The 12937-nt window shown below is 62.8% G+C and carries 14 protein-coding genes; 7 read left to right on the top strand and 7 right to left on the bottom strand.

The features are described 5' to 3' along the window. The first annotated feature begins 25 nt into the window (after window positions 1-25). The 5 genes from ercA (at window position 26) to UW3_RS0118500 (ending at window position 5624) form a co-directional block, all read left to right on the top strand. Window positions 26-1189 carry an alcohol dehydrogenase-like regulatory protein ErcA gene (ercA, locus tag UW3_RS0118520; RefSeq protein WP_010224321.1) on the top strand — a complete coding sequence of 388 codons (1164 nt, stop codon included), beginning with the start codon at window positions 26-28 and terminating at the stop codon, window positions 1187-1189. Next, window positions 1173-2840: a PAS domain-containing hybrid sensor histidine kinase/response regulator gene (locus UW3_RS0118515; protein ID WP_010224320.1), complete on the top strand. Its 1668-nt coding sequence runs from the start codon at window positions 1173-1175 to the stop codon at window positions 2838-2840. The genes ercA and UW3_RS0118515 overlap by 17 nt, the downstream gene beginning before the upstream one ends. A gap of 284 nt (window positions 2841-3124) precedes the next feature. Then, on the top strand, window positions 3125-3529 hold the full coding sequence (locus tag UW3_RS0118510; protein WP_010224318.1) for a TraR/DksA family transcriptional regulator: 405 nt from the start codon (window positions 3125-3127) through the stop codon (window positions 3527-3529). A gap of 126 nt (window positions 3530-3655) precedes the next feature. Continuing rightward, the gene (locus tag UW3_RS0118505) at window positions 3656-5293 is read left to right on the top strand and encodes a methyl-accepting chemotaxis protein (RefSeq protein ID WP_420220030.1); all 1638 of its coding nucleotides are present in this window, start codon (window positions 3656-3658) and stop codon (window positions 5291-5293) included. A gap of 115 nt (window positions 5294-5408) precedes the next feature. Beyond that, the gene (locus tag UW3_RS0118500; protein ID WP_010224314.1) at window positions 5409-5624 is read left to right on the top strand and encodes a hypothetical protein; all 216 of its coding nucleotides are present in this window, start codon (window positions 5409-5411) and stop codon (window positions 5622-5624) included. A 12-nt stretch (window positions 5625-5636) separates the two neighbouring features. On the opposite strand, the gene UW3_RS27275 is transcribed toward UW3_RS0118500, so the two are convergent. Next, complete coding sequence (locus UW3_RS27275) at window positions 5637-5849, bottom strand: hypothetical protein (RefSeq protein WP_036994446.1); 213 nt, start codon at window positions 5847-5849, stop codon at window positions 5637-5639. Between the two features lie 318 nt (window positions 5850-6167). On the opposite strand from UW3_RS27275, the gene UW3_RS0118490 reads away from it, so the two are divergent. Both UW3_RS0118490 and UW3_RS0118485 read left to right on the top strand, forming a co-directional pair. Beyond that, a complete protein-coding gene (locus tag UW3_RS0118490) occupies window positions 6168-6638 on the top strand; it encodes a hypothetical protein (RefSeq protein ID WP_010224310.1) in 471 nt (156 codons plus the stop codon). Further along, window positions 6635-6841 (top strand): hypothetical protein, encoded by a 207-nt coding sequence (locus tag UW3_RS0118485; protein WP_010224308.1) that lies wholly within the window; start codon window positions 6635-6637, stop codon window positions 6839-6841. The genes UW3_RS0118490 and UW3_RS0118485 overlap by 4 nt, the downstream gene beginning before the upstream one ends. Window positions 6842-6855: 14 nt before the next feature. Here UW3_RS0118485 and UW3_RS0118480 read toward each other — a convergent pair whose 3' ends face one another. Genes UW3_RS0118480 through UW3_RS0118455 form a run of 6 tightly spaced genes read right to left on the bottom strand, consistent with a single transcriptional unit; the run spans window position 6856 to window position 12919 of the window. Further along, window positions 6856-7221 (bottom strand): Na+/H+ antiporter subunit G, encoded by a 366-nt coding sequence (locus UW3_RS0118480; RefSeq protein WP_010224306.1) that lies wholly within the window; start codon window positions 7219-7221, stop codon window positions 6856-6858. Further along, window positions 7218-7496 (bottom strand): K+/H+ antiporter subunit F, encoded by a 279-nt coding sequence (locus UW3_RS0118475; protein ID WP_010224304.1) that lies wholly within the window; start codon window positions 7494-7496, stop codon window positions 7218-7220. Before UW3_RS0118475 ends, UW3_RS0118480 begins: the two co-directional genes overlap by 4 nt. Further along, window positions 7493-7981 (bottom strand): Na+/H+ antiporter subunit E, encoded by a 489-nt coding sequence (locus UW3_RS0118470; protein ID WP_010224302.1) that lies wholly within the window; start codon window positions 7979-7981, stop codon window positions 7493-7495. The genes UW3_RS0118475 and UW3_RS0118470 overlap by 4 nt, the downstream gene beginning before the upstream one ends. Continuing rightward, window positions 7978-9663 (bottom strand): monovalent cation/H+ antiporter subunit D, encoded by a 1686-nt coding sequence (locus UW3_RS0118465; RefSeq protein WP_010224299.1) that lies wholly within the window; start codon window positions 9661-9663, stop codon window positions 7978-7980. Before UW3_RS0118465 ends, UW3_RS0118470 begins: the two co-directional genes overlap by 4 nt. After that, window positions 9660-10004 carry a Na+/H+ antiporter subunit C gene (locus tag UW3_RS0118460; RefSeq protein WP_010224297.1) on the bottom strand — a complete coding sequence of 115 codons (345 nt, stop codon included), beginning with the start codon at window positions 10002-10004 and terminating at the stop codon, window positions 9660-9662. The genes UW3_RS0118465 and UW3_RS0118460 overlap by 4 nt, the downstream gene beginning before the upstream one ends. Beyond that, window positions 10004-12919, bottom strand: a complete 2916-nt coding sequence (locus UW3_RS0118455) for a monovalent cation/H+ antiporter subunit A (RefSeq protein WP_010224295.1) — start codon at window positions 12917-12919, stop codon at window positions 10004-10006. The genes UW3_RS0118460 and UW3_RS0118455 overlap by 1 nt, the downstream gene beginning before the upstream one ends. Between the last annotated feature and the right edge of the window lie 18 nt (window positions 12920-12937).

The following is a 12937-nucleotide window of genomic DNA, read 5'->3' as shown; positions in this document are numbered from 1 at the left end:
AGTACAACAAGAATAGAGGCGTCCCATGAGCCCGAAGCTGAGCCAGTTGCGCAAGTTCGTCTCTCCGGAAATCATCTTCGGCGCCGGTTGCCGTCATCATGTCGCCAATTACGCCAAGACCTTTGGCGCGCGCAAGGTGCTGCTGGTCAGCGACCCAGGGGTGATCGCCGCCGGCTGGGTGGCTGATATCGAAGCCAGCCTGCAACAGCAGGCCATTGATTACTGCCTGTACACCGAGGTTTCGCCCAACCCTCGGGTTGAAGAGGTCATGGCCGGCGCCGAGCGCTACCGTAGCGAACAGTGCGATGTGATCGTCGCGGTCGGTGGCGGCAGCCCCATGGATTGCGCCAAGGGTATCGGCATCGTGGTTGCCCATGGTCGGCACATTCTCGAGTTCGAAGGGGTCGACACCATCCGCGTGCCGAGCCCGCCGTTGATCCTGATCCCGACCACTGCCGGTACCTCCGCCGACGTTTCCCAGTTCGTGATCATCTCCAACCAACAGGAACGCATGAAGTTTTCCATCGTCAGCAAGGCGGTGGTGCCGGATGTGTCGCTGATTGACCCGGAAACCACTCTGAGCATGGACCCGTTCCTCTCGGCCTGTACCGGCATCGACGCGCTGGTGCATGCCATTGAGGCGTTCGTCTCTACCGGACACGGGCCGCTGACCGACCCGCATGCGCTGGAGGCCATGCGCCTGATCAACGGCAACCTGGTGCAGATGATCGCCAACCCGGCCGACATCGCCCTGCGCGAGAAGATCATGCTCGGCAGCATGCAGGCGGGGCTGGCGTTCTCCAACGCCATTCTCGGTGCCGTGCATGCCATGTCCCACAGCCTGGGTGGCTTTCTCGACCTGCCCCATGGACTGTGCAACGCGGTACTGGTCGAGCATGTGGTGGCGTTCAATTACAGCGCCGCCCCCGAGCGCTTCAAGGTCATCGCGCAAACCCTCGGTATCGATTGCCGAGGCCTGAGTCACAAGCAGGTCAGCCAGCGCCTGGTCGAGCACCTGATTGCGCTCAAGCACGCCGTGGGCTTTCACGAAACCCTTGGCCTGCATGGCGTCGGCATGACCGACATTCCCTTTTTGTCCCAGCACGCCATGGACGACCCGTGCATCCTGACCAACCCACGCAGCTCCAGCCAGCGCGATGTCGAGGTGGTGTATGGCGAGGCCCTCTGAACCGGCGGGCGATGCCCTGGCCGGACTGCTGGGGCTGAGCAATCACACCGTGCGCAAGAGCCACTACCCGGAACTGGCGGTGCGCCTTGAAGAGCTGGAAGCCGAACGCAATCGCTACAAGTGGCTGTTCGAGCATGCGGTACATGGCATCTTTCAGGCCAGTCTCGAGGATGGCATGCGGGCGGCCAATCCGGCGTTGGCGCGCATGCTGGGGTACCCGGACGCCCAGGCACTGGTGTTGTCGCGCAACGATCTGGCCAGCCATCTGTTCGCTGGTGGCCAGGATGAGCTACTGGCCATCGCTCAGGTGCTGCAGCGCGAGCAGGCGCTGATTGGCTATGAAACCCAGTTGCGCAGGCGTGATGGTAGCCGCATCGATGTACTGATGAACCTGTTGTTGCGTCCGGACGAAGAGGGGGTGGTCGAGGGCTTTGTCGCCGACATCACCGAGCGCAAGCTGGCCCAGGAGCGCCTGCAGCAACTCAACGACCAGCTCGAACAGCGGGTCGCCGAGCGCACCAATGAACTGATCGAAGCCCGTGATGCCGCCCAGGCGGCCAACCGCAGCAAGGACAAATACCTGGCAGCGGCCAGTCACGATCTGTTGCAACCACTTAATGCTGCACGGCTATTGATCTCGACCTTGCGCGAACGGCCTCTGCCCACGAGCGAGCAGCAGCTGGTGGAGCGAGCGCATCAAGCCTTGGAAGGCGCCGAAGATCTGCTGACCGACCTGCTGGACATCTCCCGTCTGGATCAGGCGACGATCAAGCCGGACCTGGACCTGTACCGCCTGGATGAAGTGCTGGCGCCCTTGGCCTCGGAGTTCCAGCCGGTCGCCGAGGCTGCCGGGCTCAGCCTGCGCATGCGCAGCGCGCGCCTGGCAATACGCACCGACCTGCGCCTGCTCACGCGAATCCTGCGCAACTTCCTCAGTAATGCTTGCCGCTATACCGAGCATGGACGCATCCTGCTCGGTGCGCGGCGGCGCGGCGAATCCCTGCGTCTGGAAGTCTGGGACACTGGCCGGGGCATTGCCGCCGACCGTCTTGAATCGATCTTCCTTGAGTTCAACCAATTGGACGTCGGCCGCGCTGCCGACCGCAAAGGGGTGGGGTTGGGCCTGGCAATCGTCGAACGGATCGCGCGGATACTCGATTGCCCGGTCAGGGTCCGCTCCTGGCCGGGGCGCGGCTCGGTGTTCAGTATCGATGTACCGCTCTCGAACGAGGCGCCGAGTGAGGCGCCCCTGTCGGCGCTGGCACAGCCCAGCGTGGGCGATCCGTTGCCCGGGCGCCGCCTGCTGGTGGTGGACAATGAATTGACTATTCAGCACAGCATGGCCGCACTGCTGCGCCAGTGGGGCTGCGAAGTGATCACCGCCAGCGACTATACCGGTGCCCTGGAGGTGCTCGAAGGCCAGGCGCCGGAGTTGATCCTGGCTGATTTTCATCTGGATCACGGCGTGACCGGCTGCGAAGTGGTGCGAGATTTACGCCGGCATTTCGCCCAGAGTATCTTTGCCGTGATGATCACCGCTGATCGCAGTGACCAGAGCCGTCGTGCCATGCAACGCCTGGGTGCGCCGTTGTTGAACAAGCCGGTGAAACCGGGCAAGTTGCGTGCGGTATTGAGCCAGTTGCTGAGTTGAAAGGGATCTTTGTTACAAGGTTTTTGTCGGAGAGTTACCGTTTGTCCCCGGGAAAGCGCCTATGGCGCAGTTTTTTTGTTATAAACCAGCGCCGGGGGAGGGCCATTAGCGCCTTTTCGGTCAAATCCACCGTCATTTCTGTTGCCCAGTGTGAATCTCGGCCTTAGACTGCCGCCCCCTGTAAATTGAGTGCCGGATGGTGCTTGAAGAATTCCGCTGCTGGCGAGCTGTTCGCCAGGAGCACCCGATTCGCCTTAATGCACGTATTTTTTATAGAGAAATCAATGACAAAGGAAAAGTTGCTGGCCATGCCGGCCGATGACTACATGAACGCTGAGCAATTGGCTTTCTTCACCGATCTGCTGCAGTCGATGAAGGTCGAGACCCATGAGCGCATCGAGCAAAGCCGTGTAACCATCGAAAGCCTGGACACGCCTGCCGATCCTGCCGACGCCGCCTCGGTCGAAGAAGAGCGCCATTGGCTGGTCAACGCGATCGAGCGCGATCAGCGTCTGCTGCCACAGCTGGAAATGGCCCTGGGCCGGATTGCCGACGAAAGTTTCGGCTGGTGCGACGACAGTGGTGAGCCCATTGGCTTGAAACGCCTGCTGATCAGCCCGACCACCAAGTACTGCATCGAAGCTCAAGAGCGGCACGAGCAAATCGATAAGCACCAGCGTCAGGCCTGACCCGCGCAGGTGTCCGACAAAACCCCCGCAGAGCGATCTTCGGGGGTTTTGTTTTTCTTGCCCTGTATCAACAGCGGCAGTCTTACATCCAAGGAAGCATGGCTAATGGCCTAATAGTGGCGTTTAATGGCCGCACAACAAGATGTGTTGCGATGGAGCCAAAACATGATGCGAGAAGGATCTCTGCCCGGCGCCGTGGTTGAAGAGCAAGCTGCCCCGGACAACGATGCGCGCTGGTCAGACTCGGTTTTGCAGAGCCTGGTGCTGGCAGGGTTGCTGGCAGCCATGGCGTTTGCCGAGCTTTCGTTCTATATCTGCCTGCCCCTGGCCTTGCTGGCGCTGTGGTTGCCGCGCCTGCGCAAAGCCTCGGCCGTGCCGCAGATAACCAACGAGCCGTTGGCCGAGCTGACCCGCGACCTGTCCCGCACCACCAGCCACAACGCTTTGTCGGCAGCTGGCGTGGCGTTCTCGGTGCAACAACTGGCGGACAAGCTGCAATCGCAACTGAGCGCAGCAGCGCAGATTGTCAGTAGTGCCGAAGTGATGATCGGTACCGAGAAGGCTACTTCACAGTTGAGCCAGCAGGCCCTGGTCGCTGCCCGCAGCGCCCACGAAAGCAGCGCTGCCGGGCGTACGGTGCTGGCCGAGTCGATCCAGCGCATGCATCACCTGAGTTCACGGGCCACCGCCAGTCGCGAGTTGATCGAAGCCCTGCACCAGCGCAGCGAGGACATTGCCCGGGTCACCCTGGTGATCCAGACCATCGCCAGCCAGACCAACCTGCTGGCCTTGAACGCTGCGATCGAAGCGGCCAGGGCCGGTGACCATGGGCGCGGCTTTGCCGTGGTCGCCGACGAGGTGCGTGGGCTGGCTGGCCGTACTGCCAGCGCCACCGAAGAAGTCGGGCAGATGGTTGCCGACATTCAGCAACGCACGGCTCAGGTGGTCGAGCAGATCCGCGAGCTGTCGGATGACCTGCACAGCGGCGTGGACCAGGTCGAGCACACCGGGGAGCAACTGGACAGCATCGCCGGGCTGGCCGCCGGGGTCGAGCAGCAGATCGGCGAGATTGCCGAGGGCACCGAGACCAATCGGCTACAACTGGACAGCCTGTTCGAGGCGGTCGCGCGGATGCGCAGCGACCTGCAGGTCAGCGACCAGCAAACCCAGTGCCTGGCCCAGGCTGCCGTGCAACTGGAAGGGCAGGCCGAAAGCATCAGCGAGCGCCTGGCCGAGGTCGGCCTGGATGACTATCACCAGCGCGTTTACGACCTGGCCCGCCAAGGCGCACAGCAGATTGGCGCACAGTTCGAAAACGATATCGCTCAGGGCCGGATCAGCCTCGAAGACCTGTTTGATCGTCATTACCAGCAACTGCCGGGGACCTCACCGGCACGCTACCGGACCCGCTTCGATCAGTACACCGACCAGGTCCTGCCGACGATCCAGGAGCCGTTGCTCAAGCAGCATGAAGGCCTGGTGTTCGCCATAGCCTGCACCCAGCAGGGCTATGTGCCGACTCATAACAACGCCTTCAATCAGCCGTTGACCGGGGATCAGACCCTGGACACCGCGCACAACCGCAGCAAGCGCAAGTTCGACGACCGCACCGGTATTCGTTGCGGTAGCCATCAACAGGCGGTGTTGTTGCAAACCTATACCCGCGATACGGGCGAGCTGATGCACGACCTGTCGGTACCGATCCAGGTACAAGGCAGGCATTGGGGTGGCTTGCGCCTGGGCTACCGGCCTCAGCAGAACTGACAGGGCTTTGTTACCTGCGATGTAAAACAGCTGTGCACAGGCTAGCTTTTTTCACAGACGGGCAGGTCTTATCATGCGCATATCGTTAGGTTGCTAATAAATTCCGGAGGGAATGATGAATAGCCAAGTCGATGTGGCGGTAATGATTGGCAGCGGCGTGCCGACGGCGCTACAGGCACAGGGCAAGCGCGTGTGTTGGGTCGTGCTGGTCAACGGTGAGCGGCGCGGCACCGCATTTGCCTGCCGCAGTGAGGCCCAGGAGTGCCGTGCTGCCTGGCTGGAGCAGATGAGCATTGCGGGCCGGCCTGACGTCGCGCGTCAGGCCGGGTGAGGCCGGCAGGGTTCAGTTTTCAAGGTGGCGGGCCAGCGCGCAGGCTTCAGTATGCTCACGGCGAAAGCCTTTGACCCGACCGGTTGCCTGCTCGGTGATATGAAAGAAGCCGATGCCGGCGGGGACCACGACAAAGCGCGGCGGTCTGTTCAGGTTGTACCCAGCTGCATATTCCGTGTAGGAAACACCTCTAGCCTCTCGACGGAATTCAGTGTTTTCGTGCATATTCGCTTCCCTGTGTGCGGTGGATGATTTCCTGGGGTCTGCCCTGTCGAAGGGCTTGCTCTCATCTATCGCACTTTTGTTGCGATAGTGCTGTCAGAAAAAGCGTTTCCGATTAAGGAAATCCGCTGAAAATCTGCAAACGGGCCAAGGCTTGCAGCAATGGGTAAGTATTCCTGCACCTTGCTTTGCCTCTCTGCACAGACTTTTCACGCACTAATCTACTAGTCTTTCAGACTTCGAATTGAAGTACCGCTGCCTTGCGGGCGTCTCGTGGCCCGGTGGGGGAGTGGCGTGTAATCGGTTTTGAGGAATTCTTCTTTGGCAGTCAGCAATCTGGATACACACGCCCTGTTTGTTCTGGGCGACCTCAGGGCGAAACTGGTCAAACAGTTTCAATCGCGTTTTGTTTATGTCACCGAACAGAATGCGGAAGGCCTGTACATGGCCGAGATCGATACTGAAACCGCCTTGGTGGTGGATGACAAACAGCGCTTGGAGCTCAAGGTCGGTGATCATTTTCGCGCCGCCGTATTGCCCAGCCGTGAAGGTGGCAAGCTGGAGATTCGATTTCGCGAGATCAAGCTGACGGTGTACGGCCTGGGTGATTATGCCTTTGTCTCGGTACCGGAAGGCGAAGGCATCGTCTTCAAAGAAGGGCAGGGCGTAGCCTTGGTATTCGCCGCCCATGAGCAGTTGCAGGAGGGCCTGAGCAAGACCCTCAAAGCTGTGACCCGCAAGGTTGCCAAATGGCAGAAAGGTGAATTGACCACCTTCAAGGCTAGCGAGTGAGCGAGCCTGTCGAACGCCCCAGTCGTGCCGACTTCCATGTCCGGCACCAGGCGCAAGCAAGGGCTCTGGCCGAACAATGGCTATTGCAGCGCCCACAGATGCAGGCTGCCTGGTTCGATTGGGTGGCCACTGAGCTCTACAAACTGAGCCCGCCCGAGTATGCCGCTATGGTCCGCCGCGAGCTGCAGCAACTCAGTGGTTGATCCTGGGGTAGACCCTAGTTGCCCCGCTCGCGGCCACTGCTGACCTCTTCAGGTACGTCATCGCCGGACATGCGTTTGCGAAACAATGCGGCGCGGGCCAGCAGCAGCGTGGTGACCGGCACGGTGATCGACAGCAGGATCGGGATCAGCCAGGCATGCAGCACCGGCGACTCCTTGAGCATCGAGAAGTACAGGATCGAGGCCAGGGCCACGCACCAGGCGCCCAGGGTCGATGCCAGCGCCGGTGGGTGCATGCGCTGAAAGAAGTCTTTCAGGCGAATCAGGCCGACGGCACCGCTCAGGGCGAACAGGCTGCTCAGCAACAACAACGCGGCGACCAGCATCTCTACCCAAAACGGCAGTTCATTGGCATTGATCATTCGATCACCTCGCCACGCAGGAGGAACTTGGCCAGGGCGAAGGAGCCGACAAAGCCGAACAGCGCGATCAGCAGCGCACCCTCGAAGTAGGTGTCGCTGGCGTAGCGGATGCCCAGCACCAGCATCATCAGCATGGCCAGGATGTACAGGTAATCCAGCGCCAGTACCCGGTCCTGGGCCGAGGGGCCGCGAAACAGCCGCACCAGGGTCAGGGCCATGGCCAGGGCGAAGATGAACAGGCTGGCGAGAATGGCATTGGCAAGCAGGCCAGTCATTCGAAAATCTCCATCAGCGGGCGTTCATAGGTGTGTTTGAAGTGCTCAATGAAGCGGGTCTCGTCGTCCAGGTCGAACACGTGCAGCAAGAGGATGCTGCGGTCCAGGGCCAGCTCCGACCAGATGGTCCCGGGGATCACCGTGGTGATCATCGATAACGCCGCCAGGCCGTGGGCGTCGCGCAGGTCCAGGGGAATATGCACGAACCGCGAGCGTGGTGGCCGGCGCTTGGCTGACCAGACGCCGCGGGCGACCTGCAGGTTGGACACCAGCACATCGACGCCAACCCGCAGGATCAGGCGCGCGATGGTGCCTGGATGACGTATGCGTACCGGCAGTGGCCGCAGTGGCGCCATCAGCAGCGGCGCGACGATGCCCAGCAAGGCACCCAGCAGCAGATTGCCGGGGCTGATCGACAGGTTCAGGACCAGCCACAGCAGCCACAGCGACAGGGACAGCAACGGGGCAGGGAACACACGCTTCATGGCTGCACCTCGCTACTGGCCGCCAGGGTGGTGGGCCCGGGCACTGGTCGGGTACTGAGTACGGCGCTGACGTATTGCTCAGGGTCCTGCAGGCCGGCCGCAGTGTCCTGGGTGTAGCGCAGCAATGGTTCGGCGTGCAGGCTGAGCAGCACGCACAGGCCCAGGAGCACCACGATGGGGATGCACTCATAACGGCGCAGCAATGGCGACGGGCGCTCCTGGGGGGTCCAGAAACGCTGGATGCCGACGCGGGTCAGGGCGATCAGCGAGGCCATGCCAGAGAGCACCAGCAATGCCACCAGCATCCAGCCGGCGATGCTCAGTGGTTGCTCTGGCGAGACACCCAAGCCTTGGGGATTGAATAGCGCACTGATCAGGCTGAGTTTGCCGATAAAGCCCGACAGCGGCGGCATGCCGATGATCAGCAGGGCGCAGGCGATGAAGCTCAGGCCCAGGAACGCCATGGTCCAGGGGATCACCTGGCCGATCACTGCCTTCTGTTCGTCATCGAGGTTGATGCCTTTGGGCGGGTGCAGCGATTCTACGCAGGAGGGCAGGCCGTCACCTTCATCGTCCAGGGGGATTTCGTTGGCCGAGCGCGAACGCTCGATCAGTTCGGCCAGCAGCAATAGCGCACACAGCGCCAGGGTCGAGCTGACCAGGTAGAACAACGCTGCTGCCGTCAGGGTCGCCTGGCCGAAGCCGATAGCCGCCAGCAGGGTGCCGGCCGAGACCAGGATGCTCAGGCTGGCCATGCGCTCCAGGCGCTGTGCCGCGAGTATCGACACCGCCGCGCAACCCAGGGTGGCCAGGCCGCCATAGATCAGCCAGTCGCCGCCAAAGAACGCCGAAGCACCAGCCTGGCCGGAGAACAGCAGCGTCCATAGACGCAGTACGGTGTAGAAACCGACCTTGGTCATGATCGCGAACAACGCAGCCACTGGCGCGCTGGCTGACGAATAAGCCGGCACCAGCCAGAAGTTCAGCGGCCAGATCCCGGCCTTGGCCAGGAACGCCGTGGCCAGGATCGCCGCGCCGGCGTGCAACAGGCCGCGATCAGCCTCCGGCACCAGCGGGATCTTCAGTGCCAGGTCGGCCATGTTCAGGGTACCGGTGACACCGTAGAGCATCGCCGCGCCAATCAGGAACAGCGATGAAGCCAGGAGGTTGATGGCGATGTAATGCAGCCCGGCCTTGACCCGGGCACGACCCGAACCGTGCAGGATCAGACCGTAGGACGCCGCCAGCAGGACCTCGAAAAACACGAACAGGTTGAACAGGTCGGCAGTGAGGAACGCCCCGTACAGTCCCATCAGTTGAATCTGGAACAAGGCGTGGAAGCTGGCGCCGGCGCGATCCCAGCGGGCCATGGCGAACACCAGGGCGCTGACCCCGACGATGCCGGTCAGCACCAGCATCAGGGCCGAAAGGCGGTCGACCACCAGCACGATGCCGAATGGCGCCGGCCAGTTGCCGGGCAGGTACACGCCAATCGAGCTGGCTTGCCCCTGGCCCTGCACCCACAGCAGCAGGGTGATGGCGATGCCCAAACCGAGCAGGCTGGAGATCAGGTTGATACGGGCCTTGAGCGGCCGGCGTTTTTCCCCGAGCAGCAACATCAGCGCCGCAGTCAGCAGCGGCAGCAGGATGGGCGCGACGATCAGTTGGTTCATCGCACTCATTCGTTAGGCTCCCGGCCATCGACGTGGTCGGTCCCGGTCAGGCCGCGGGAGGCCAGCAGCACCACCAGGAACAGCGCGGTCATGGCGAAGCTGATGACGATCGCGGTGAGCACCAGGGCCTGGGGCAGCGGGTCGGTGTAGTTGAGCAGGTCCTGGGGCACACCGTCCTTGATGATCGGCTCCTTGCCGATGAACAGGCTGCCCATGCTGAAGATGAACAGGTTGACCCCGTACGACAGCAGGCACAGGCCCATCACCACCTGGAAGGTCCGTGGCCGCAGGATCAGCCAGACCCCGGAGGCGGCGAGCACACCGATGGCGATTGCAATGACTTCTTCCATCAGGCGGCTCCTGCTTGAGTGGGTTTCTGTTGGCTGCCCGGGCGATGACCGCGCACCGACTGGTGAGCCAGCGCGGTGAGGATCAGCAGGGTCGAACCGACCACCACGGTGAACACGCCGATATCGAAGAACAGCGCACTGGCCAGGTGGGTGTCACCCAGCAGTGGCAAGTGCAGGTGCGCGGTGTGAGTGGTCAGGAACGGGTAGCCCAGCAACATCGCCCCGACGCCGGTCAGGGTGGCGCACAGCAGGCCAGTGCCCATCCAGCGCAGCGGCCGCAAGCTCATCTGCGCCTCGACCCACTGGGTCCCGGCCACCATGTACTGAAGAATGAACGCCACCGACATCACCAGGCCGGCAACGAAGCCGCCACCTGGCTGGTTGTGGCCGCGCATGAACAGGTACATCGATACCACCAGGGCGATCGGCAGCAGCAGGCGCACCAGCGCCGCCGGCACCATCATGAAGCCCAGCGCGGTGTCGGCCGCGTGGCGCGGGTTGACCAGGTCGGTGACCACGTCCGGTGCCAGCAGGCGCTGCTGGGCCGGCAACTGCATGCTTTCCTTGGGCGGGCGGAAGCGTCGCAGCAGGGCGAACACCGCCAGAGCCACGGCCACCAGTACGGTGATCTCGCCCAGGGTATCGAAACCGCGGAAGTCCACCAGCATGACGTTGACCACGTTGCTGCCGCCGCCCTCGGGCATGGCCCGGCTCAGGTAGAACGAGGAGATGTCGTTGGGGGTCGGGCGGGTCAGCATGGCGTAGGACAGCAATGCCATGCCGCCTCCCACGCCGATTGCCAGCAGCAGGTCGCGCAGACGGCGCAGCCGTGCACGTTCCTGGGTCCCCGGCAGCGGCGAGACGCCTTCGATTCGCCGAGGCAGCCAGCGCAGGCCGAGCAAGATCAGCACCGTGGTAACCACTTCGACCACCAGTTGGGTCAGGGCCAGGTCCGGTGCCGAGAACCAGACGAAGGTAATGCAGGTCATCAAACCGCAGACACTGACCATGGTCAGGGCCGCCAGACGATGATACTTGGCCTGCCAGGCGGCGCCCAGGGCGCAGGCGATGGCGATCAGCCAGAGCATGACGAACACCCCGGAACCGGGAATCTTCGGCCGGTCGCCCCAGCTCAGGCCGCTGTGCAACATCGGCAGCAGGCCGGCCAACAGGGCGATCAGCACCAGCATGAACAGCTGCTTCTGCAGGCGCCGGGTGGTGAACACCCGTTCGAAGCGGCGAGCGGCTCGCATGATCAGCACCTGGCCGTGTTCGAACAGGCGCTTGCCATTGAATCGCTCGATCAGCGGTGGTGACGGGAAGCGCCCGAGCTTGAGCTGATTGCGCAGCAGCAGGTAGAGCACGATGCCGCCGCTCATGGCGATCAGGCTCATGATCAGCGGGGCATTCCAGCCGTGCCAGATGGCCAGGCTGTATTCGGGCAGGGTACCGCCAACCACCGGCAGCGCTGCGGCGGCCAGCAGCGGGCCGACCGACTGGGCCGGGAAGATCCCCACCAGCAAGCAGGTCATCACCAGCAACTCGACCGGCGCGCGCATCCAGCGCGGCGGCTCGTGGGGTGTGTGCGGCAGGTCGGTGGCCGGCGGGCCGAAGAAGACATCGACGGTAAAGCGCAAGGCATAGGCGACGCTGAAGGTACCGGCGAGGGTGGCGATTACCGGCAGGGCCGCTTCGACCCAGGCCGTGGCGCTGATGAACACGGTTTCGGCGAAGAACATCTCCTTGGACAGGAAGCCGTTCAACAGCGGCACCCCGGCCATCGAGGCGCTGGCCACCATGGCCAGGGTCGCGGTGAAGGGGATCAGCCGGAACAGGCCGCTGAGGCGGCGAATGTCACGGGTACCGCTTTCGTGGTCGATGATCCCCGCGGCCATGAACAGCGACGCCTTGAAGGTGGCGTGGTTGAGGATATGAAAGACCGCTGCGACCGCCGCCAACGGGCTGTTCAGGCCCAGCAGCAGGGTGATCAGGCCCAGGTGGCTGATGGTTGAATAGGCCAGCAGGCCCTTGAGGTCGTTCTGGAACATTGCCGTGAAGGCGCCGAGCACCAGGGTGGCGGCACCGGCACCGCTGACGATCCAGAACCACTCTTCGGTGCCGGAGAGCGCCGGCCACAGCCGCGCCAGCAGAAACACCCCGGCCTTGACCATGGTCGCCGAGTGCAGGTAGGCCGAGACCGGCGTGGGCGCCGCCATGGCATGGGGCAGCCAGAAGTGGAATGGAAACTGCGCGCTTTTGCTCAACGCGCCAAGCAGGATCAGGGGCAACAGGACGGGATACAGGGTATGGTGGCGAATCTGCTCGCCGGCAGCGAGGACCTTGTCCAGGTCGTAGCTGCCGACCACATGGCCGAGCAGCAATACCCCCGCCAGCAGGCATAGCCCGCCCGCACCGGTAACCATCAGGGCCATGTAGGCACCGCGCCGGGCGTCGGCGCGATGGTGCCAGTAGCCGATCAGCAGGAACGAGAACAGGCTGGTCAGTTCCCAGAAGAACACGATCTGGATCAGGTTGCCGGAGATCACCAGGCCGAGCATGGCACCCATGAACGCCAGGAAGAAGGCAAAGAAGCGTGGCACCGGGTCTTGCGGGGACATGTAGTAGCGTGCGTACAGCGACACCAGGGTACCGATGCCCAGCACCAGTAAAGAGAACAGCCAGGCGAAGCCGTCCATGCGCAGGACCAGGTTCAGGCCCAGGCTCGGCAGCCACAGGAATTCTTCTCGGATCACACCGCCATGGGCGATCTGCGGGTACATCAAAGCGACCTGGACAGTGCCCACCAGGGCGACCAGTCCGGCCAGCAGCGATTCGCTGTTGCGTGCGTTGTGCGGCAAGACAGCCGCCAGGCAGCTGCCGATAAACGGCAGAAGCAGTAGCACTATCAAGGACATAGATTTCTAATCTGCAGG

The organism is Pseudomonas donghuensis, from assembly GCF_000259195.1.
Lineage (GTDB): Bacteria > Pseudomonadota > Gammaproteobacteria > Pseudomonadales > Pseudomonadaceae > Aquipseudomonas > Aquipseudomonas donghuensis.
Note: the sequence above shows the minus strand (reverse complement) of the source record. Positions and strands in the feature narration are given on the sequence as shown.

Excerpts from the sequence above, each read along its gene's own strand:
- UW3_RS0118465 (WP_010224299.1), bottom strand. The coding sequence starts at position 9,663 with ATGAGTGCGATGAACCAACTGATCGTCGCGCCCATCCTGCTGCCGCTG.
- UW3_RS27275 (WP_036994446.1), bottom strand. The coding sequence starts at position 5,849 with ATGCACGAAAACACTGAATTCCGTCGAGAGGCTAGAGGTGTTTCCTAC.
- UW3_RS0118505 (WP_420220030.1), top strand. The coding sequence starts at position 3,656 with ATGGCCGCACAACAAGATGTGTTGCGATGGAGCCAAAACATGATGCGA.
- UW3_RS0118480 (WP_010224306.1), bottom strand. The coding sequence starts at position 7,221 with ATGATCAATGCCAATGAACTGCCGTTTTGGGTAGAGATGCTGGTCGCC.
- UW3_RS0118500 (WP_010224314.1), top strand. The coding sequence starts at position 5,409 with ATGAATAGCCAAGTCGATGTGGCGGTAATGATTGGCAGCGGCGTGCCG.
- UW3_RS0118510 (WP_010224318.1), top strand. The coding sequence starts at position 3,125 with ATGACAAAGGAAAAGTTGCTGGCCATGCCGGCCGATGACTACATGAAC.
- UW3_RS0118475 (WP_010224304.1), bottom strand. The coding sequence starts at position 7,496 with ATGACTGGCCTGCTTGCCAATGCCATTCTCGCCAGCCTGTTCATCTTC.
- UW3_RS0118470 (WP_010224302.1), bottom strand. The coding sequence starts at position 7,981 with ATGAAGCGTGTGTTCCCTGCCCCGTTGCTGTCCCTGTCGCTGTGGCTG.
- UW3_RS0118515 (WP_010224320.1), top strand. The coding sequence starts at position 1,173 with ATGGCGAGGCCCTCTGAACCGGCGGGCGATGCCCTGGCCGGACTGCTG.
- UW3_RS0118460 (WP_010224297.1), bottom strand. The coding sequence starts at position 10,004 with ATGGAAGAAGTCATTGCAATCGCCATCGGTGTGCTCGCCGCCTCCGGG.
- UW3_RS0118455 (WP_010224295.1), bottom strand. The coding sequence starts at position 12,919 with ATGTCCTTGATAGTGCTACTGCTTCTGCCGTTTATCGGCAGCTGCCTG.
- ercA (WP_010224321.1), top strand. The coding sequence starts at position 26 with ATGAGCCCGAAGCTGAGCCAGTTGCGCAAGTTCGTCTCTCCGGAAATC.